This is a genomic window from Streptomyces nymphaeiformis (genome assembly GCF_014203895.1).
Lineage (GTDB): Bacteria > Actinomycetota > Actinomycetes > Streptomycetales > Streptomycetaceae > Streptomyces > Streptomyces nymphaeiformis.
In genome coordinates, this window is the sequence record NZ_JACHJY010000011.1 from 250,187 (window position 1) to 267,900 (window position 17,714).

Annotated in this window: 12 protein-coding genes; 8 read left to right on the forward strand and 4 right to left on the reverse strand. The window is 71.9% G+C overall.

All coding sequences use genetic code 11. The features are described from left to right. The 5 genes from GGE06_RS34425 (at position 1) to GGE06_RS34445 (ending at position 6,835) form a co-directional block, all read left to right on the forward strand. Positions 1 to 2,250 carry an FG-GAP repeat domain-containing protein gene (locus GGE06_RS34425; protein WP_184932629.1) on the forward strand — a complete coding sequence of 750 codons (2,250 nt, stop codon included), beginning with the start codon at positions 1 to 3 and terminating at the stop codon, positions 2,248 to 2,250. Positions 2,251 to 2,401: 151 nt separating this feature from the next. Beyond that, the gene (locus GGE06_RS34430; protein WP_116160563.1) at positions 2,402 to 2,818 is read left to right on the forward strand and encodes an SRPBCC family protein; all 417 of its coding nucleotides are present in this window, start codon (positions 2,402 to 2,404) and stop codon (positions 2,816 to 2,818) included. Next, complete coding sequence (locus GGE06_RS34435) at positions 2,818 to 3,264, forward strand: MarR family winged helix-turn-helix transcriptional regulator (protein WP_116160564.1); 447 nt, start codon at positions 2,818 to 2,820, stop codon at positions 3,262 to 3,264. The genes GGE06_RS34430 and GGE06_RS34435 overlap by 1 nt, the downstream gene beginning before the upstream one ends. A 46-nt stretch (positions 3,265 to 3,310) precedes the next feature. Further along, on the forward strand, positions 3,311 to 5,584 hold the full coding sequence (locus GGE06_RS34440; protein ID WP_184932630.1) for an FG-GAP repeat domain-containing protein: 2,274 nt from the start codon (positions 3,311 to 3,313) through the stop codon (positions 5,582 to 5,584). Between the two features lie 729 nt (positions 5,585 to 6,313). Beyond that, a complete protein-coding gene (locus GGE06_RS34445) occupies positions 6,314 to 6,835 on the forward strand; it encodes a hypothetical protein (protein WP_184932631.1) in 522 nt (173 codons plus the stop codon). Between the two features lie 260 nt (positions 6,836 to 7,095). On the opposite strand, the gene GGE06_RS34450 is transcribed toward GGE06_RS34445, so the two are convergent. The 3 genes from GGE06_RS34450 to GGE06_RS34460 all read right to left on the reverse strand — a co-directional run bounded on the left by GGE06_RS34450 (position 7,096) and on the right by GGE06_RS34460 (position 9,987). Beyond that, positions 7,096 to 7,740: a GAP family protein gene (locus GGE06_RS34450; protein WP_116160569.1), complete on the reverse strand. Its 645-nt coding sequence runs from the start codon at positions 7,738 to 7,740 to the stop codon at positions 7,096 to 7,098. A gap of 296 nt (positions 7,741 to 8,036) precedes the next feature. Next, positions 8,037 to 8,366, reverse strand: a complete 330-nt coding sequence (locus GGE06_RS34455; protein WP_116160570.1) for a hypothetical protein — start codon at positions 8,364 to 8,366, stop codon at positions 8,037 to 8,039. A 103-nt stretch (positions 8,367 to 8,469) separates the two neighbouring features. After that, positions 8,470 to 9,987 (reverse strand): MFS transporter, encoded by a 1,518-nt coding sequence (locus GGE06_RS34460; protein WP_312883398.1) that lies wholly within the window; start codon positions 9,985 to 9,987, stop codon positions 8,470 to 8,472. A gap of 198 nt (positions 9,988 to 10,185) precedes the next feature. On the opposite strand from GGE06_RS34460, the gene GGE06_RS34465 reads away from it, so the two are divergent. Together GGE06_RS34465 and GGE06_RS34470 are read left to right on the forward strand one after the other, a co-directional pair. Further along, positions 10,186 to 10,974, forward strand: coding sequence for an ABC transporter ATP-binding protein (locus GGE06_RS34465; RefSeq protein WP_116160571.1), 789 nt, complete (start codon positions 10,186 to 10,188; stop codon positions 10,972 to 10,974). Further along, on the forward strand, positions 10,971 to 13,544 hold the full coding sequence (locus GGE06_RS34470) for an ABC transporter permease (protein WP_184932632.1): 2,574 nt from the start codon (positions 10,971 to 10,973) through the stop codon (positions 13,542 to 13,544). The genes GGE06_RS34465 and GGE06_RS34470 overlap by 4 nt, the downstream gene beginning before the upstream one ends. Before the next feature lie 101 nt (positions 13,545 to 13,645). Here the strand turns inward: GGE06_RS34470 and GGE06_RS34475 are convergent, their stop codons facing one another. Further along, a complete protein-coding gene (locus GGE06_RS34475) occupies positions 13,646 to 13,891 on the reverse strand; it encodes a type II toxin-antitoxin system Phd/YefM family antitoxin (protein ID WP_116160573.1) in 246 nt (81 codons plus the stop codon). A gap of 263 nt (positions 13,892 to 14,154) precedes the next feature. On the opposite strand from GGE06_RS34475, the gene mfd reads away from it, so the two are divergent. Further along, a complete protein-coding gene (gene mfd, locus GGE06_RS34480; RefSeq protein ID WP_184932633.1) occupies positions 14,155 to 17,685 on the forward strand; it encodes a transcription-repair coupling factor in 3,531 nt (1,176 codons plus the stop codon). Positions 17,686 to 17,714 lie beyond the last annotated feature (29 nt).

The window sequence follows — 17,714 nt, forward strand, 5'->3', positions numbered from 1 at the left end:
TTGAAGCACGTACGCATGCCCGGCCGCCGTCGCCTCGCGGCGGCGGCCGCCATCACCGCCCTCGCGACGACGGGCGGCACGATGGCCACGATCCCGGCGACGGCCGCACCCGTCCTGGTCCCGGCGACGGCCGCCGACGAGCCGCCGCAGACCACCACGGTCCGTTTCCCGCTGAACGCGGAGGTCGTGAGCGCGGGCGCGACGGGGTTCCTGTCCCGGACCAACGGTCCCGGCCCCGAACTGCGCTGGACCCGCTACGCCGACGGCACCTCCACCGTGCTGCCGCTGAGCCCTCTGCGCGGAGGAGCTTCCGACGTCGTGGTGACGGGGGACCATGACACCGACATCACGAAGTTCCGTGTCGTGAAGATCCACGACATGGCCACGGGCGCGGCTCCCGTCGAGGTCGACCTGAACGGACTGGGCGAGAACTACGTCTACCGCGGAGCCGTCGGAGCCACTCTGGTGGTCGGGGTGAAGCAGGCGGACGGCACGATGGAGGTGCGGCTGCTCACCAAGACGGGGGGTGTCCTCGACGAGCGCACGGTGACCGGCCTGCCCGTCGGCACGATGGGCTTCTCGGTGACGGCGGTTTCCGCGGACTCGTTCGCCCTCGCCGCGGCGGCCGGCCCGGCCGAGGCGCGCACCTACCACCGCGCGGCCGTGGACGTCCGCACCGCGGCGGTCACCGACCTGTACGGGACGACGGGGACCCAGAGGGTCGAGGGGGCCCTCTCGCCCACCCGCATGACCTGGCGCGAGGAGGAGGGGCCGACGCTCGTCGTCGGCAAGCGGGGGACCGCCGAGACGCAGAGGCTTCCGCTCGACGGCTTCGCCCGGTACGGCCTGGTCGGGGACTGGCTGCTGGCCGCACGCCCGTACGTCCTGGGACAGGACACCCGTACGGACCCGCGGCGGGCGCTCATCGCGGTGAAGCCGGACGGTTCCGACGGGCGCGTCCTCCTTGAGCACATGTCCTCGTTCGTTCCGGGGCCCGACGGCTCCGTGCTGGTCAGGGGAGGAACGGCCGAGCACGGCGAGGGGCTGTACCGCGTCACGCTCGGCGAGGACGGTACGCCCGCCGCGGAGCTGGTCGCCTCCACGGGGGAGCCGACCTCCGTCACGCTCCTCGGCAGTGACGTACCGGCGGTGATCGACCTGGATCGTGCGAAGGACGGCATCGACTTCACCTGGCGTCTCTCGCGCAAGAACGTGAAGGTGTCCCTCACCCTCACCCGGAAGGGCGGGCCCGACTGGTCGGCCAGGACGATCTGGATGCCGGGAGGCGACTACCCGGACCTGGGGCCGGGGAAGGTCGGCTGGTCCTGGCACGGTGAGAACGTCGAGGTCCCGGAGCGGACCGCGCCCGGCGGCGAGTACGTCTGGACGATCTCCGTGCTGCCCCTCGACGGCATCGGCCCGGCCGTCCGCGCCTCCGGCAGTGTCATCGTCCACCGCACCCCGGGGGCACATGACTACGACGGGAACGTCGACCCCGAGCTCTTCGCGCGGGACGCGTCCGGAAAGCTGTGGGTGGCACCCGCGTTCTACGACGAGTCGAGAGGCTCGCTCGTCGGGTTCGCGTCCCCCGTCGGCAGCGGATGGAGCATCTACGACCGGCTCGAATCGTCCGGCGACATCGCCGGTACGGCCGTGGCCGACACCCTCGCCCGCGACAAGAGCGGGGTGCTGTGGCTCTACCAGGGTTCCGGTGACGCGGCGAAGCCCTTCCTCGGCCGGGTGAAGGTCGGCAGTGGCTGGCAGACGTACGACAAGCTCGCGGGCGGCAGCGACCTGACCGGCGACGGCCGCGCCGACCTCGTCGCCGCCGACAAGGCGGGCGACCTCTACCTCTACAAGGGCACGGGGAACGCCACCGCGCCCTTCGCGCCCCGCAGGAAGATCGGCTTCGGCTGGGGCGTCTACAACGACCTGACCGCCGTCGGGAACCTCGCCGGTGGCCCCGCCGGTGACCTCGTCGCCCGGGACAAGGCCGGCGTCCTCTGGCTCTACCTCGGCAAGGGCGACGGCACCTTCGCGAGCAGGGTCCGGATCGGTGGCGGCTGGACGCCGTACACGCAGCTCATCGGTGTCGGCGATGCCAACCGGGACGGCAGGCCGGACCTCATGGCGCGTATCGGGTGGCAGTCGTACTTCTATGCCGGTACGGGGGACTGGCGGGCCCCCTTCAAGCAGGCTCGCGACGGACAGGTACTCGGCGAGCTGCCCGGTTACGACGAAGCGTTCTGACCCGCCCCGCCCCGCCTCTCACTCCGCGCCGCTTCCCCTCCTCCAGGACAGGGGAGCGGCGCGGAGCCGCGTGACCCCTCGACATTTAGTCTGCGCAGAGATAATCTATGGGCACATCATCTGGTCGATCATCCAGTCGAGGAGGCCCGCCATGTGGGAGTACGAACACGGCATCGAGACCACCGCCACCCCCGAGGCGATCTGGCGGCTCTGGGCCGACGTCGAGAACTGGGGCACCTGGAACGCCGAGATCGAGAAGACCGAGATCAGCGGACCGTTCGGGACGGGCGCGCGGATCACCATGACGCCGCCCGGAGACGACCCGGTGGAACTGTGCGTCGCCGAAGCCGTCGAGGGTGAACTCTTCGTCGACGAGGCCCGCTTCGACGACCTTCTGCTGCGCACCGTCCACCGGATCGACCGCGTCGACCCGGACCGGGTGCGGGTGGTCTACCGCATGGAGATCACCGGCCCCGGCGCGGACGAGGCAGGCCCGCAGATCGGCCCGGCGATCACCGCCGACTGGCCCGACACCATGGTCTCCCTCGTCGCACTGGCCCAGCGCTGATGGCCCTCGACCCCGGCGCGAGCCCCGGATTCCTGCTCTGGCACGCCACGCTGCGCTGGCAGCGCGACATCGCCGCCGCACTGGCCCCCCTCGGGCTCACCCACGTGCAGTTCGTCCTGCTCGCCTGCGCCTGGTGGCTCAACACCCAGGGCGAACACCCCAACCAACTGGCCCTCGCCCGCCAGGCCGGTACCGACGTCAAGATGACCTCCCAGGTCCTGCGCACCCTGGAGACCAAGGGCCTCGTCGCACGCGAGGTCGACCCGACCGACACCCGCGCGAAACGCCTGCGCGTCACGGACGCCGGCGCGGCGCTGGCTCCCCGCGCGATCGCCGCCGTCGAGGAGGTCGACGCGCGCTTCTTCCAGCCGGTGCCGGTCGACGACGCGATCGCCCTCCTCGGCCGCCTGGCCCGCCCGGAAGGCAGGGGCGGCCGCGAGGCGTGATCCGGGGGACGGCTAGCCTCCTCATCTCTAGGGGAGGGAAACACACTTGACCCGTGCACACACGCGCGGCCGCCGACTCGCGGCCGCCGCCGTCACCATCGTCCTCGCCGCCACGGGCGGCACGCTCACCACACTCCCGGCCATGGCGGCCGTACCGGGGGCCGTCCAGGAGGACCAGCAGGCCACCACCGTGCCGTTCCCGCGCAACGCGGACGTCGTCGGCGCGGGCCCGAGCGGCTTCCTGTCGAAGACGCGCGGCACCACGCCGGAGTTCCGCTGGACCTGGTACGCGGACGGCTCGTCGGTCGTGCTGCCCGGCGCCTCGGCTGCCGCCGGCGGCTCGGACCTCGTCGTCACCGGCGACAGGTCCTCCCTTCCGGACAGCCGCGTCCTGAAGCTCCGCGACATGTCGACGCCCGCGTCGGCGGCGGCCGACGCCGTCGTGGTGAACCTCGACGAGCTCGGCACCGGATACAGCCTCGCCGGGGTCTTCGGTTCCACCCTCGCCGTCCTCGTGCAGACCGGAGAGGACACCTACCAGACGCGCCTCTTCGCCTTTCAGGACGGCAAACTGACCGAGCGCCCGATCACCGGACTGCCCGAGGACTGCCTCCCGAGCTTCGAAGGCGGCTACACCGCCGGTGCCGTGGTCTTCGACTGCTGGGAGCGTGCCGGCCGGCCGTGGACCAAGGTGGTCGTCGACCTCACCACGGCGACTGCGGTGTTCTCGCAGGCCCTCGACGCGGGGCACGAGCCCCAGTGGCAGAACGCGATCTCCGACACGTACGCGGTGTGGCGGGAGCGCGACACGACCACGGAGTGGTTCGGTGTGCACCGGCGCGGCACCTCCGAGCGGAAGCTGATCAAAGCGAGCGGTGACTCGTACGACCCGCTCCACCTCGTCGGCGGCTGGATCGTGCAGGGCCAGCGGGTCCACATCGACGGCAGTTTCAACCCCAACGGCGGGTCCGGGCTTCAGGCGCGGCCCCTCACCGCCGAGTCCGTCGAGACGGGCGAGAAGATCCAGCTCCTCACCGCGCACTCGTCCGCCGTCGCCGGCCCCGGCGGCAGCCTCCTCGTGCGCGGTGGCACCCCCGAGCAGGGCGAGGGCCTCTACCGGATCTCGCCGCGCGCCGACGGCGACCGGCCGGACGTCGAACTCGTCGCGTCCACCGGGCAGTCGACCGTCGTCACCCTCACCGGCTCCACCACCCCGACGACGCTCACCGGCGACCAGGTCGCGCGCGGCGTCGACTTCGGCTGGGACCTGTCCCGGGCCGACAGCCGGGTATGGCTGACCCTGACCCACGTACGGAGCGGGAAGACCGTGTACGCCGGCTGGCAGGTCCCGTACGGCGTCACCGCCGGGACCCCGCGCCACTTCGCCTGGCACTGGGACGGCAAGGACCCGGAGAACGCCGACTGGGGGAGCCCCGCCCGCAGCGGTGAGTACGAGTGGAAGCTCACCGCCCGCCCGGACGACGGCATCGGCCCCGAGCTTGTCACCACCGGCCGGTTCACCGTGACCCGCCCCGCCGCCCCGCACGACTTCGACGACGACGGCACCGCTGACCTCCTCGTACGGGACACCGGCGGCGTGCTGTGGCGCTTCGGCACCCGGCCCACCGCACCCGGCGGCTCCCTGACGGACACCGGCGCCTCCCGCGTCGGCAGCGGCTGGGGCGCCTACGACCGGCTCGAAACCGTCGGGAACATCGCGGGCACGACCGCCCCCGACGCCGTCGCCCGCGACAAGGACGGCGTCCTCTGGCTCTACCAGGGCACGGGCGACCGGGCGAAGCCGCTCGCGGCCCGTACGAGGATCGGCGCCGGCTGGCAGACGTACGACCAGCTTGCGGGCGGCAGCGACCTGACCGGCGACGGCCGGGCGGACCTGGTGGCCACCGACAAGGCGGGCGACCTGTACCTCTACAAGGGCACGGGCAGCGCCACCGCGCCCTTCGCCGCGCGCAGGAAGATCGGCCACGGCTGGGGCATCTACAACCAGCTCACCGCCACCGGCGACCTCGCCGGCGGCCCGGCCGGAGACCTCCTCGCCCGCGACAAGGCCGGCGTCCTCTGGCTGTACCTCGGCAAGGGCGACGGCACCTTCGCCGCCCGTACGAAGGTGGGCGCCGGGTGGGGAGCCTTCACCGGGCTCACCGCCGTCGGCGACGCCGACGGCGACGGCCGCGCCGACCTGATCGCCTCGAACGGCGACGAGACCTTCTACGCGGGCACGGGCGACTGGGCGGCCCCGTTCAAGCGCGGCGTATCGGTGTCCCTGACGCAGGACACGTCCTACAACACCGCCTTCTGACAAGCACCTTCAGGTGCGGGCGCACTCCGCCCCCACCGTCCGAGCTCCTCTTGGTGGCGTCGCGTGACCAGTGGTGACGCACTGACGCGGCGGTGTTGTACGTGGGGTGTCGGTGCCGGTACGAGGGGCAGGGCGCGACGACGGAAGAGCAGCCGGGCACGGTTCCGGAGCCTGCGGCGGCGGACAGGTCCGGGCAGGGCGTGGTGGCGGCGTTCGGGCGGAGTCTGAAGACGCTGAGGGTGCGGGCCGAAGAAGGACGTGGCCCGGCCGGGTCTGTGCGTCTCGCGCGACGCGTGGGCCGGGTTCGTCGGGCTCGTCTCGGCGGAGCGGTACAGCACGTCGTTGTCCGTGTGAGGGCCCTGCCCGTCCGAGCTGGACGGCAGGGCCCTCCGGCTGTCGGTACCAGCCGGCCAGTACGAGGAACCCCAGGAGTCGGGCGTCCTCGTGGGCGAGGGTCGCGGCGTGTACGCCCCGTTCATAGGCACAGCCGGCGTGTGCGGTTACTCGGGCGATGACGATCTCGCGGTCGCTTCGTGACGGGCGGCGAGGTTGTCACCAGCGCGTGGCTACCGCGCTGTGGTGTTCGAGGCGACCGGGGAGCGATTCCCCTGGCCGCCCGACAGCTGCAAGAGCCGACCCCCGAGAACTGTGGGGCCACTTCGCCCGTACCGGACGATCATGGCAGCCATGACGGATGCAACTGGACCGGAGTCACTGGGCATATGTCTCGTGGCCAATGTCGCTCAGGAGACCAGCCACGGCGAAGGCGGGTTGGAGATCCGTAAGGGGCTGCGGCACTTCGCGCCGGGGGCGAAGGTGTGGATCGCGCCACCGGCCTGGGGCGACGGAGGGGAACGCGTCATCGTGGCCGGACGCCATCGAGGCAACCATCGTCGTTACATGCGGATCGTGATCGAGCGCCGATTCCTGACGAACTTCCGGGTCCGCGCCATCTACAGTCCGGCGCTGGTCCGTGCACTGATGGAGCTGCAGCCCGGCGAGGAAGAACTCGGCGCCCACTTCCTCTGGTCCGCCGAACAGGCCGAGAGCTGGGCGCGGTCCTGGAACACGCCGACGATGGAGGCTCGGGTGGACGGTCACCCCCGCCGGCCCTTCCACCTGGTCACCGATCCCCCGCCCATGGAGCTACAGCTCGACGGCATCACCTACTACCTGGCCCACTTCAACGCTCGCGGGGCCCGCTACTCGCCCGAGCCGCCCTCGGTGGAACCGTCGCCGACGGTCGGCTGAGGGTAGCGGTGCGGCCCGGTCGGCCGCCTGTGCCTCCGAGCCGCGGCCGGGCCCGCCGGCCCGGGACGGCGGACTGCTGACCGTCGGCACCGGCCGCCCGGTGCACGTCGCCGCCGTCGTCCGGGACGTGAGCGCCCTTCTCGCCTGCCCGCGGCCGGCCAGGTCATGTGTCGAAAGTGGATCTCGAACTGTGAATGGTCACGGTTCATGGGTCGGGGAGAGCCGGATGGCTGCGGTGATCGCCACGGGGGCCTCTGGCATCAGACGACCAGCTCGTAGATGCTCCGGGCCGTCAGCCACAGGCCGGCGACCAGGGCAAGGGTGACGATCAGCTGCTCTTGGTGCTGCCCCAACCAGTTCCGCAGGGCGTTCAGGCGGGCGTTCGCAGCCGTGGGCGCCCAGACCGCGTACGTCTCCATGACGATGAGGCTGAGCGTGGCCAGCAGGCAGTAACCGGTCAGCGCGAGCCAGTCGGCGAGGGTGGAGAGGTTCGCGTCGACGGCCGTGGCGGCACCGGCGCCGACCAGCCCCCAGGGCTGCAGCAGCCATGCCAGACCGGCCGCCGTGACCGGGGAGGCGTTGTCGATACGGGCGGCCCAGCGTGGCGGGCCGTGCGGGCGGGGCGGACGCCGTCGCCGGTACGCGCCGTACAGCACCAGTGCCAGACCGATGGCGAGTTTCACGACGATCGCAGCGGTCGAGGGCGCGCTGTGACGGGCCGGGGGCTGACCGCCGGTGAGCAGCACCACGACGGCGATCACCGTGATCAGGTTGGCCAGCCACGACAACAGGAAGGCCAGACCCTGACGGACGCCGCGCCGCGAGGAGAGCAACAGGATGAAGGCGCTGTTGTGCAAGGGCCCCAGGGTAATGGCCGTACCGATCACCACCAGGTCGAGGACCATCGGACCAGTCACTCCTGGATGTCAGGGCCCTCCGCCCCCCGTGGGCGAGGGACCGGTCGGCAGAGGGTGCAGCGGCTGCTGCGGTGCGCATTCCGACTCTGCAAGCGGCGTCCTGGCAGGTCAAGCAGGCCACGCCCATGAAGCCCTGCCGGTGCGTTCGGAAGACGCGTCCTCTGCCTCGGCTTCGGCGAGGCCACTGAGACGCGATCCTGGGCCTTGAAGCCCATGTCTACGGTGACCTCGACGAGTGGGTCCTCACGGCGGCTGACCGCTGGCCGGCTCTGCCGGACGACGCCTCAGGCTGCCCGGACCACGAGGCCGACCGCGATCGAGCAGACGGCGAGCCCGGTGACGAGCGCGCGGGCCGGGACGGACAGGCGGCGGACGGCGGGCGTGCACAGCAGGGCGATCGGTACGGCCGCGACGGCGAGGCAGATCGGCGCCCAGCGGAGCGGGATCCCGTCGGTCGGCCCCCTGTCCGCCTCCCCCCACAGGGCCAGGAACCCCAGATCCCAGAGCAGCACGAGGGCGACCGTCCACAGTGCAGCCGCCGCCACGGCGACGCCGGCCCCGCGACGGCGCGGCCGCGCGGGGCCGTAGAGCGTCGCGTACGTGTCGGGGTTCAAGGCCGGCTCCTTCGGACGAGGTGACCCCATCGTCGGGTCCGGGGCGCCGCCCGGGCATGGGCGCGCGTGCTCATCCCCGGACGGGCACGTACTCAGCGCACCCCTAGTTCTCCTCCTGCAGGACCGGGAAGCGGCGTGGGGCCAGGGTCAGGAGGGCCAGGAGGGCGAGGGCCGCAGCGCCCGCCGCGCCCAGGTAGACCCAGTCCACCGCCGCGTCGACCGCGCGGCGGGTCTCGTCGGTGGCGGTCAGGGAGCGGGCCAGCTGGTCGAGGTCCGTGTCGGCGCCGAGGCGGGCGGCGAGGACGCCGTTGGCGATGGCGCCGAAGAGGGCCGCGCCGATGCTCTGGCCGACCTGGCGGCAGAAGAGGACGGAGGCGGTGGTGGTGCCGCGTTCCTCGTACGGGACGGTCGACTGCACGCCCACGATCAGGGGGAGTTGGAAGAGGCCCAGGGTGCCGCCCAGGAGCAGCATCAGCAGTGCGGGTTGCCACGCCTGGCCCGGGAACGGCAGGAACGGGAAGGCGAGCAGCAGCAGGAGTGCGCCGGAGATGCCGAGGATCGCCGTGAGGCGGAAGCCGATGCGGGTGTAGACCCGGTTCGACAGGGCGGCCGTGATCGGCCAGCTCAGGGTCCAGGAGGAGAGGACGAAGCCGGCGGCTATCGGGCCGAGGCCCAGGACGGACTGGGCGTACGTCGGCAGGAAGACCGTCGGGGCGACCATCAGCAGGCCGAGGGCCCCGAGGGCGAGGTTGACGGCGGCTATCGTGCGGCGGCGCCAGACCCAGCCGGGGATGATCGGTTCGGCCGCGTGCCGCTCGATGACGACGGTCAGCGCGGCGAGGACGGCGGCCCCGCCGAGGAGGCCCAGGGACGGGGCGGACAGCCAGGGCCAGGCGACGCCGCCCTGGACGAGCGCGGTGACGAGTACGGCTCCGGTGGCGAAGATCGCCAGGGCGCCCGCCCAGTCGATCCGTATGCCCGCGCGGGGCGCCGCACGGACCGGTTCCACCAGGTGGCGGGCGATCAGCCAGAGGGCGACCAGGCCGACCGGCAGGTTGATCAGGAAGATCCAGCGCCAGTCGGCGTAGCCCGCGAGGAGGCCGCCGATGGCCGGTCCGGCGATGGAGGAGGCGGCCCAGACCGAGGACAGCCTCGCCTGGATCTTCGGGCGTTCCTTCAGCGGGTACAGGTCGGCGGCGATGGTCTGCACGGTGCCCTGGAGCGCGCCGCCGCCGAGGCCCTGGACGACGCGGAAGGCGATCAGGGAGGCCATGTTCCAGGCCGAGGCGCAGAGCACGGAGCCGATGAGGAAGAGGACGGTTCCGGCGATGAGGACGGGCTTGCGGCCGAAGGTGTCGCTGAGCTTGCCGTACACGGGCAGGGTGACGGTGACGGCGAGCAGGTAGCCGGAGAAGAGCCAGGAGAAGACGGAGAGTCCGCCGAGGTCGCCGACGATCTGCGGGACGGCGGTGGACACGATCGTGCCGTCGAGGGCGGCGAGCCCCATGGCCAGCATCAGGGCCGCGACGACGGGGCCGCGGCGGGCGGCGGAGGCGGCGTGAGCGGAGTCGGGCGCGGGCTCCGGGCCGGCTCCCGCCCGGGTCGTCGACGGTTCCGTCACCGCGCACCCTTCCTTTTCTTCGTACACCTAAATGTGCGCGGACAGGGTCTCACTAGAACCCTGGGGGGAGAAGCCCCTAGGGGTTTCTCCCCCATGCGGGCCAGGGGTCGTTCGTACCGGCGGAGGACGAGAAGCAGGGGTGGCCGGTTCTTAACTGGGACCTACAAACCCACCGCACTGCACTCCGAGGAGAGAACCGTGACTTCGGCTCTGACCATCCCCAGGCACGGGGGTACTGGAGAGGGGACGGCCGTCGCCGCGCGGGCGCGTCAGGTCGTCAAGGCGTACGGCTCGGGGGAGACCCGGGTCGTCGCGCTGGACTCCGTCGACGTGGACATCGCCCGCGGACGGTTCACCGCGATCATGGGGCCCTCGGGCTCCGGCAAGTCGACCCTGATGCACTGCCTCGCCGGGCTCGACACCGTCACCAGCGGGCAGATCTTCCTCGACGAGACCGAGATCACCGGCCTCAAGGACAAGAAGCTCACCCGGCTGCGCCGGGACCGGATCGGCTTCATCTTCCAGGCGTTCAACCTGCTGCCCACCCTGAACGCGATCGAGAACATCACGCTGCCGATGGACATCGCCGGGCGGAAGCCGGACGCCGACTGGCTGCGGCGGGTCGTCGACACCGTCGGGCTCTCCGAGCGGCTGGGGCACCGGCCCAACCAGCTGTCCGGCGGCCAGCAGCAGCGGGTCGCGGTGGCCCGCGCGCTCGCCGCCCGGCCCGAGATCATCTTCGGCGACGAGCCGACCGGAAACCTCGACTCGCGGGCCGGTGCCGAGGTCCTCGGCTTCCTCCGCGCGTCCGTGGACGAGCTGGGCCAGACGATCGTCATGGTCACCCACGACCCCGTCGCCGCCTCGTACGCGGACCGGGTGCTGTACCTCGCCGACGGGCGGATCGTCGACGAGATGGAGCGGCCCACCGCCGACGCCGTGCTCGACCGCATGAAGGACTTCGACGCGCGCGGGCGGACGTCATGACCGTCCTCAAGACCTCGCTGCGCAACTTCTTCGCGCACAAGGGCCGGATGGCGCTCTCCGCCGTCGCCGTCCTGCTCTCCGTCGCCTTCGTCAGTGGGACGCTCGTCTTCACCGACACCATGAACACGACGTTCGACAAGCTCTTCGCGACGACCGCGTCCGACGTCACCGTCAGCCCGAAGACCGCGGGCGGCAGCGACGAGACCCCGCAGAGCGGCCGCCCCGAGTCCCTGCCCGCCTCGCTCGTCGCGCAGGTCGGGAAGGTCGAGGGCGTCCAGCGCGCGCAGGGCACGGTCATGTCGACGAGCGTCACCGTCGTCGACACGAGCAACAAGAACGTCGGCCCGACCGGCGGCGCCCCGACGATCGCCTTCAACTGGACGCCCAACGTGCTGCGTTCGGTGGAGATCGCGTCCGGCCACGAACCGCGCGGCCCCACCGAGGTCGTCGTCGACGGCGCCACCGCGGAGAAGCACCATCTGAAGATCGGCGACACCCTCCGCACCATCGCCGTCACCGGCGACCTCACCGCGAAGATCGTCGGCACCGTCGACTTCAAGGTCACCAACCCGGGCTCCACCCTCGTCTACTTCGACACGGCCACCGCGCAGCGCGAACTCCTCGGAAAGGAGGGCCTGTTCACGCAGATCTCCGTCGACGCGAAGCCCGGTGTCACCGACGACGCGCTCAAGGCGGACGTCGCCGCCGCGCTCGGCGGCGGCTACAAGCTGCAGACCGCCGCCGAGGTCGCCGACGCGGGCCGCGCGAGCATGGCCGGCTTCCTCGACGTGATGAAGTACGCGATGCTCGGCTTCGCCGGGATCGCCTTCCTCGTCGGCATCTTCCTCATCGTCAACACCTTCTCCATGCTGGTCGCCCAGCGCACCCGCGAGATCGGCCTCATGCGGGCCATCGGCTCCAGCCGCAAGCAGGTGAACCGTTCCGTCCTCGTCGAGGCGCTCCTCCTCGGCCTCGTCGGCTCCGTCGCCGGTGTCGCCGCGGGCGTCGGACTCGCCGTCGGGCTCATGAAGCTGATGTCCGCGGTGGGCATGGAGCTCTCCACCCGCGACCTCACCGTCGCCTGGACGACCCCGGTCGTCGGCCTCGCCCTCGGCGTCGTCGTCACCGTCCTCGCCGCGTACGTCCCGGCCCGCCGCGCCGGGAAGGTCTCCCCGATGGCGGCCCTCCGCGACGCGGGCACCCCCGCCGACGGCAAGGCCGGCAAGGTGCGGGGCGTGCTCGGGATCGTCCTCACGGCGGCCGGAGCGGCCGCCCTGGTCGCGGCGTCCCGCGCCGCGGAGGCCGGACCCGGGTCCCTCTGGCTCGGCCTCGGCGTCGTCCTCTCCCTCCTCGGCTTCGTCGTCGTCGGCCCGCTCCTCGCGGGTGGCGTCGTCCGCGCCCTCGGCGCCGTCGTCCTGCGGATCTTCGGCCCGGTCGGCCGGATGGCCGAGCGCAACGCGCTCCGCAACCCGCGCCGCACCGGCGCCACCGCGGCCGCCCTGATGATCGGCCTCGCGCTCGTCGCCGGCCTCTCCGTCGTCGGCTCCTCGATGGTCGCCTCGGCCACCGAGGAACTCGACCGCTCCGTCGGCGCCGACTTCATCGTCCAGTCCGGTACGGGGCAGCCGATCGTCCCGCAGGCGCAGGCCGCCGTGGCGAAGGCCGCCGGCCTGGACCACGTCACGGCGTACAAGTGGGTCGACGCGAAGATCACCGACCCGCGCGGCAAGGTCTCCACGGCCGACCTGGCCGCCACCGACCCGACGTACGTGAAGGACCTGCGGCGCGAGGTCACCGCCGGCACGCTCACCGACGCGTACGGCAAGGACGCGATGTCCGTCGGCAGCGACTACGCCACCGAGCACGGCGTCAAGGTCGGCGACGTCCTGACCGTCGCCTTCAAGGGCGGCGGGACGGCGAAGCTGAAGGTCGCGGCGATCACCGCGGACACCGGCCAGGTCGACAACGGGGCGATGTACACCGCCATCCCCACCGTCACCCGCCACCTGCCGGCCGACCGGGTGCCGAACAGCCTGCTCCTCCTGGCCAGTGCCAAGGACGGCCAGGAGACCCCGGCCTACCAGGCCCTCAAGGACGCGCTCGCGCCGTACCCGCAGTACAAGGTGAGCAACCAGGCCGACTACAAGGAGGAACTGCAGAAGCAGGTCGGGCAGCTGCTCAACATCGTGTACGGGCTCCTCGCCCTGGCGATCGTCGTCGCGATCCTGGGCGTCGTGAACACCCTCGCCCTCTCCGTGGTCGAACGGACCCGCGAGATCGGCCTCATGCGGGCCATCGGCCTCTCCCGCCGGCAGCTGCGCCGCATGATCCGCCTGGAGTCGGTCGTCATCGCCCTCTTCGGCGCTCTGTTGGGCCTGGGCCTGGGCATGGGCTGGGGCACCGCCGCCCAGAAGCTCCTGGCGCTCGAGGGCCTCGGGGTCCTGGAGATCCCCTGGCCGACGATCGTCACGGTCTTCATCGGTTCGGCCTTCGTGGGCCTGTTCGCGGCGCTGGTCCCGGCGTTCCGGGCGGGGCGGATGAACGTCCTGAACGCGATCGCGAGCGAGTAGCCGCGGCGCGGGAAGGAACGGGGGAGTGCGGCCCCGGTGGACCCTGCCGGGTCCGCCGGGGCCGTTCGGGTTCTACGGGTTCACGTTCGGGTTCTACGGGTTCACTCGTCGACTCCGAAGGCCCCGTCGAAGGCCTCGGGGGGATCGTCGAAGTCGTCGGAGACGGTGACGAGTCCCTTGAGGGAGCCGTAGCCGCTCCGGTGGACCTTGCCGGCCGGCGGGACCACCTTCGCGACCGGTTCGCCGGACTTGCTGATGATCACCTCCTCACCGGCGGCGACCGTTTCCAGGATCTTGGAGAAGTGGCTCTTCGCCTCGTGGACGTCGTACTGCCGGGCTGCTTCCATGGCGACCTCTCACCGTGGGGAGGGCTCACAGCTGGGTGGGCGCGGGGTGGACCGGGAGTATGGACTAAAGCGTAGTGCGGCGAGCCGACCGCGGCCTGCTCCGTCACGGTTCCTGCCGCCCCCTTCCTTCGGGCGGGTGACAGTGGCACGTCGTACGCTGGGGGCGACCGGGTCGTACGTGCCCGGGACCGCCCGGCCCGTTCGACGTGTCGGGCTGTTCGCGTTGCCCGCCCCCGTCGTCCGAACCCGGGATGGAAAGCTCCATGAGCCTGCACGGTCTGCTCGATGTCGTCGTCAAGGACGCCGCCCTCGCCGAGGCGGTGAAGGCCGCCGCCGACGGGAACCGGCCGCACGTGGACCTGGTCGGGCCGGCGGCCGCGCGGCCGTTCGCCGTGGCCGCGCTCGCCCGTGACTCGGGGCGGCCGGTGCTCGCGGTGACCGCGACCGGCCGGGAGGCCGAGGACCTCGCCGCCGCGCTGCGGTCCCTGCTCGACCCGGACACGGTCGTCGAGTACCCCTCGTGGGAGACCCTGCCGCACGAGCGGCTCTCGCCCCGGTCCGACACCGTCGGGCGCCGCCTCGCCGTACTGCGCCGGCTCGCCCACCCCCGTGACGACGACCCCGCCGCGGGGCCCGTCTCCGTCGTCGTCGCGCCCATCCGCTCCGTGCTCCAGCCGCAGGTCAAGGGGCTGGGAGACCTGGAGCCGGTAGCCCTGCGGAGCGGCCAGACCGCCGATCTGAACGAGATCGTCGAGGGGCTCGCGGCCGCCGCGTACTCCCGCGTCGAGCTCGTCGAGAAGCGCGGCGAGTTCGCCGTGCGCGGCGGCATCCTGGACGTCTTCCCGCCGACCGAGGAGCACCCGCTCCGCATCGAGTTCTGGGGCGACGACGTCGAGGAGATCCGCTACTTCAAGGTCGCCGACCAGCGCTCCCTGGAGGTCGCCGAGCACGGTCTGTGGGCGCCGCCCTGCCGGGAGCTGCTCCTGACCGACGAGGTGCGCGAGCGGGCCGCCGCGCTCGCCGAGGCGCACCCCGAGCTCGGCGAGCTGCTCAACAAGATCGCCGAGGGGATCGCCGTCGAGGGCATGGAGTCCCTCGCGCCCGTCCTCGTCGACGACATGGAGCTCCTGCTCGACGTCCTGCCCAAGGGCGCCATGGCCGTCGTCTGCGACCCCGAGCGCGTGCGGACCCGGGCCGCCGACCTCGTCGCCACCAGCCAGGAGTTCCTCCAGGCCTCCTGGGCCGCCACCGCCGGCGGCGGCGAGGCCCCGATCGACGTCGGCGCGGCCTCGCTGTGGGGGATCGCGGACGTACGGGACCGGGCGAGCGAGCTCGGCATGGCCTGGTGGTCGGTGTCGCCGTTCGCGGCGGACGTCGACCCCGAGGCCGACACGCTGACGCTCGGCATGCACGCCCCGGAGTCGTACCGCGGCGACACCGCCCGCGCGCTCGCCGACACCAAGGGCTGGCTGGCCGACGGCTGGCGCACGGTGTACGTGACGGAGGCCCACGGCCCCGCGTCCCGTACGGTCGAGGTCCTCGGCGGCGAGGGCATCGCCGCCCGCCTCGACGCCGACCTCGCCGAGATCGCGCCGTCCGTCGTGCACGTGTCGACCGGCTCCATCGACTACGGCTTCGTCGACCCGGCGCTCAAGCTGGCGGTGCTGACGGAGACCGACCTGTCGGGGCAGAAGGCGGCCGGCAAGGACGGGCAGCGGATGCCCGCCAAGCGCCGCAAGACGATCGACCCGCTGACCCTGGAGGTCGGCGACTACATCGTGCACGAGCAGCACGGCGTCGGCCGGTACATCGAGATGGTCCAGCGGACCGTGCAGGGCGCGACCCGCGAGTACCTGCTCGTCGAGTACGCCCCCGCGAAGCGCGGCCAGCCCGGCGACCGCCTCTACATCCCCACCGACCAGCTGGAGCAGGTCACCAAGTACGTGGGCGGCGAGGCGCCGACCCTGCACCGGCTCGGCGGCGCGGACTGGACGAAGACGAAGCAGCGCGCGAAGAAGGCCGTGAAGGAGATCGCGGCCGATCTGATCAAGCTGTACAGCGCCCGCATGGCGGCCCCCGGCCACGCCTTCGGCCCCGACACGCCCTGGCAGCGGGAGCTGGAGGACGCCTTCCCGTACGCGGAGACGCCCGACCAGCTGTCGACGATCGCCGAGGTGAAGGAGGACATGGAGAAGACCGTCCCCATGGACCGCCTGATCTGCGGCGACGTCGGATACGGCAAGACGGAGATCGCGGTGCGGGCGGCCTTCAAGGCGGTCCAGGACGGCAAGCAGGTCGCGGTCCTCGTCCCGACGACGCTGCTCGTGCAGCAGCACTTCGGCACGTTCAGCGAGCGGTACTCGCAGTTCCCGGTGAAGGTGCGGGCGCTGTCCCGCTTCCAGACGGACACCGAGTCGAAGGCGACCATGGAGGGGCTCCGGGAGGGGTCGGTCGACGTCGTCATCGGCACCCACCGCCTCTTCTCCTCCGAGACGAAGTTCAAGGACCTGGGCCTGGTCATCGTCGACGAGGAGCAGCGCTTCGGCGTCGAGCACAAGGAGCAGCTGAAGAAGCTCCGGGCGAACGTCGACGTCCTGACGATGTCGGCCACCCCGATCCCGCGCACCCTGGAGATGGCGGTGACGGGCATCCGCGAGATGTCGACGATCACGACCCCGCCGGAGGAGCGGCACCCGGTCCTCACCTTCGTCGGTCCGTACGAGGAGAAGCAGATCGGCGCCGCGATCCGGCGCGAACTCCTGCGCGAGGGCCAGGTCTTCTACATCCACAACCGGGTCGACTCGATCGACCGCGCCGCCGCCCGGCTCCGCGAGATCGTCCCCGAGGCGCGGATCGCCACGGCGCACGGCCAGATGTCCGAGCAGGCCCTGGAGCAGGTCGTCGTCGACTTCTGGGAGAAGAAGTTCGACGTGCTCGTCTCGACGACGATCGTCGAGTCCGGCATCGACATCTCCAACGCCAACACCCTCATCGTCGAGCGCGGCGACAACTTCGGCCTGTCGCAGCTCCACCAGCTGCGCGGCCGCGTCGGCCGTGGCCGCGAGCGGGGCTACGCGTACTTCCTGTACCCGCCGGAGAAGCCGCTCACGGAGACCGCGCACGAGCGGCTCGCGACGATCGCCCAGCACACCGAGATGGGCGCCGGCATGTACGTCGCCATGAAGGACCTGGAGATCCGCGGCGCGGGCAACCTGCTCGGCGGCGAGCAGTCCGGCCACATCGCGGGCGTCGGCTTCGACCTGTACGTGCGGATGGTCGGCGAGGCCGTCGCCGACTACCGGGCGCAGATGGAGGGCGGCGTCGAGGAGGAGGCACCCCTCGAAGTGAAGATCGAGCTCCCGGTCGACGCCCACATGCCGCACGACTACGCGCCGGGCGAGCGGCTGCGGCTCCAGGCCTACCGCTCGATCGCCTCCGCGAACTCGGAGGAGGACATCAGGGCCGTACGCGAGGAGCTCACCGACCGGTACGGCAAGCTGCCCGAGCCGGTGGAGAACCTGCTCCTGGTCGCGGGCCTGCGGATGCTCGCGCGCGCGTGCGGCGTCGGCGAGATCGTCCTCCAGGGCTCCAACATCCGCTTCGCGCCGGTGGAGCTGCGCGAGTCGCAGGAGCTGAGGCTGAAGCGCCTCCACCCGCGCACGGTCATCAAGCCGGCCGTCCACCAGATCCTGGTGCCGCGCCCGACGACCGGCAAGATCGGCGGAAAGCCGGTGGTGGGCCGTGAACTCCTGGCGTGGACGGGCGAGTTCCTGACGACGATCCTCGGAGGGTGAGGTCGTGGGGCGGCACCCCGGAGGTGCCG

Bases quoted from the DNA above. Each gene is read 5' to 3' on its own strand.
- GGE06_RS34430 (WP_116160563.1), top strand. From the start codon at position 2,402: ATGTGGGAGTACGAACACGGCATCGAGACCACCGCCACCCCCGAGGCG.
- GGE06_RS34475 (WP_116160573.1), bottom strand. From the start codon at position 13,891: ATGGAAGCAGCCCGGCAGTACGACGTCCACGAGGCGAAGAGCCACTTC.
- GGE06_RS34470 (WP_184932632.1), top strand. From the start codon at position 10,971: ATGACCGTCCTCAAGACCTCGCTGCGCAACTTCTTCGCGCACAAGGGC.
- GGE06_RS34450 (WP_116160569.1), bottom strand. From the start codon at position 7,740: ATGGTCCTCGACCTGGTGGTGATCGGTACGGCCATTACCCTGGGGCCC.
- mfd (WP_184932633.1), top strand. From the start codon at position 14,155: ATGAGCCTGCACGGTCTGCTCGATGTCGTCGTCAAGGACGCCGCCCTC.
- GGE06_RS34435 (WP_116160564.1), top strand. From the start codon at position 2,818: ATGGCCCTCGACCCCGGCGCGAGCCCCGGATTCCTGCTCTGGCACGCC.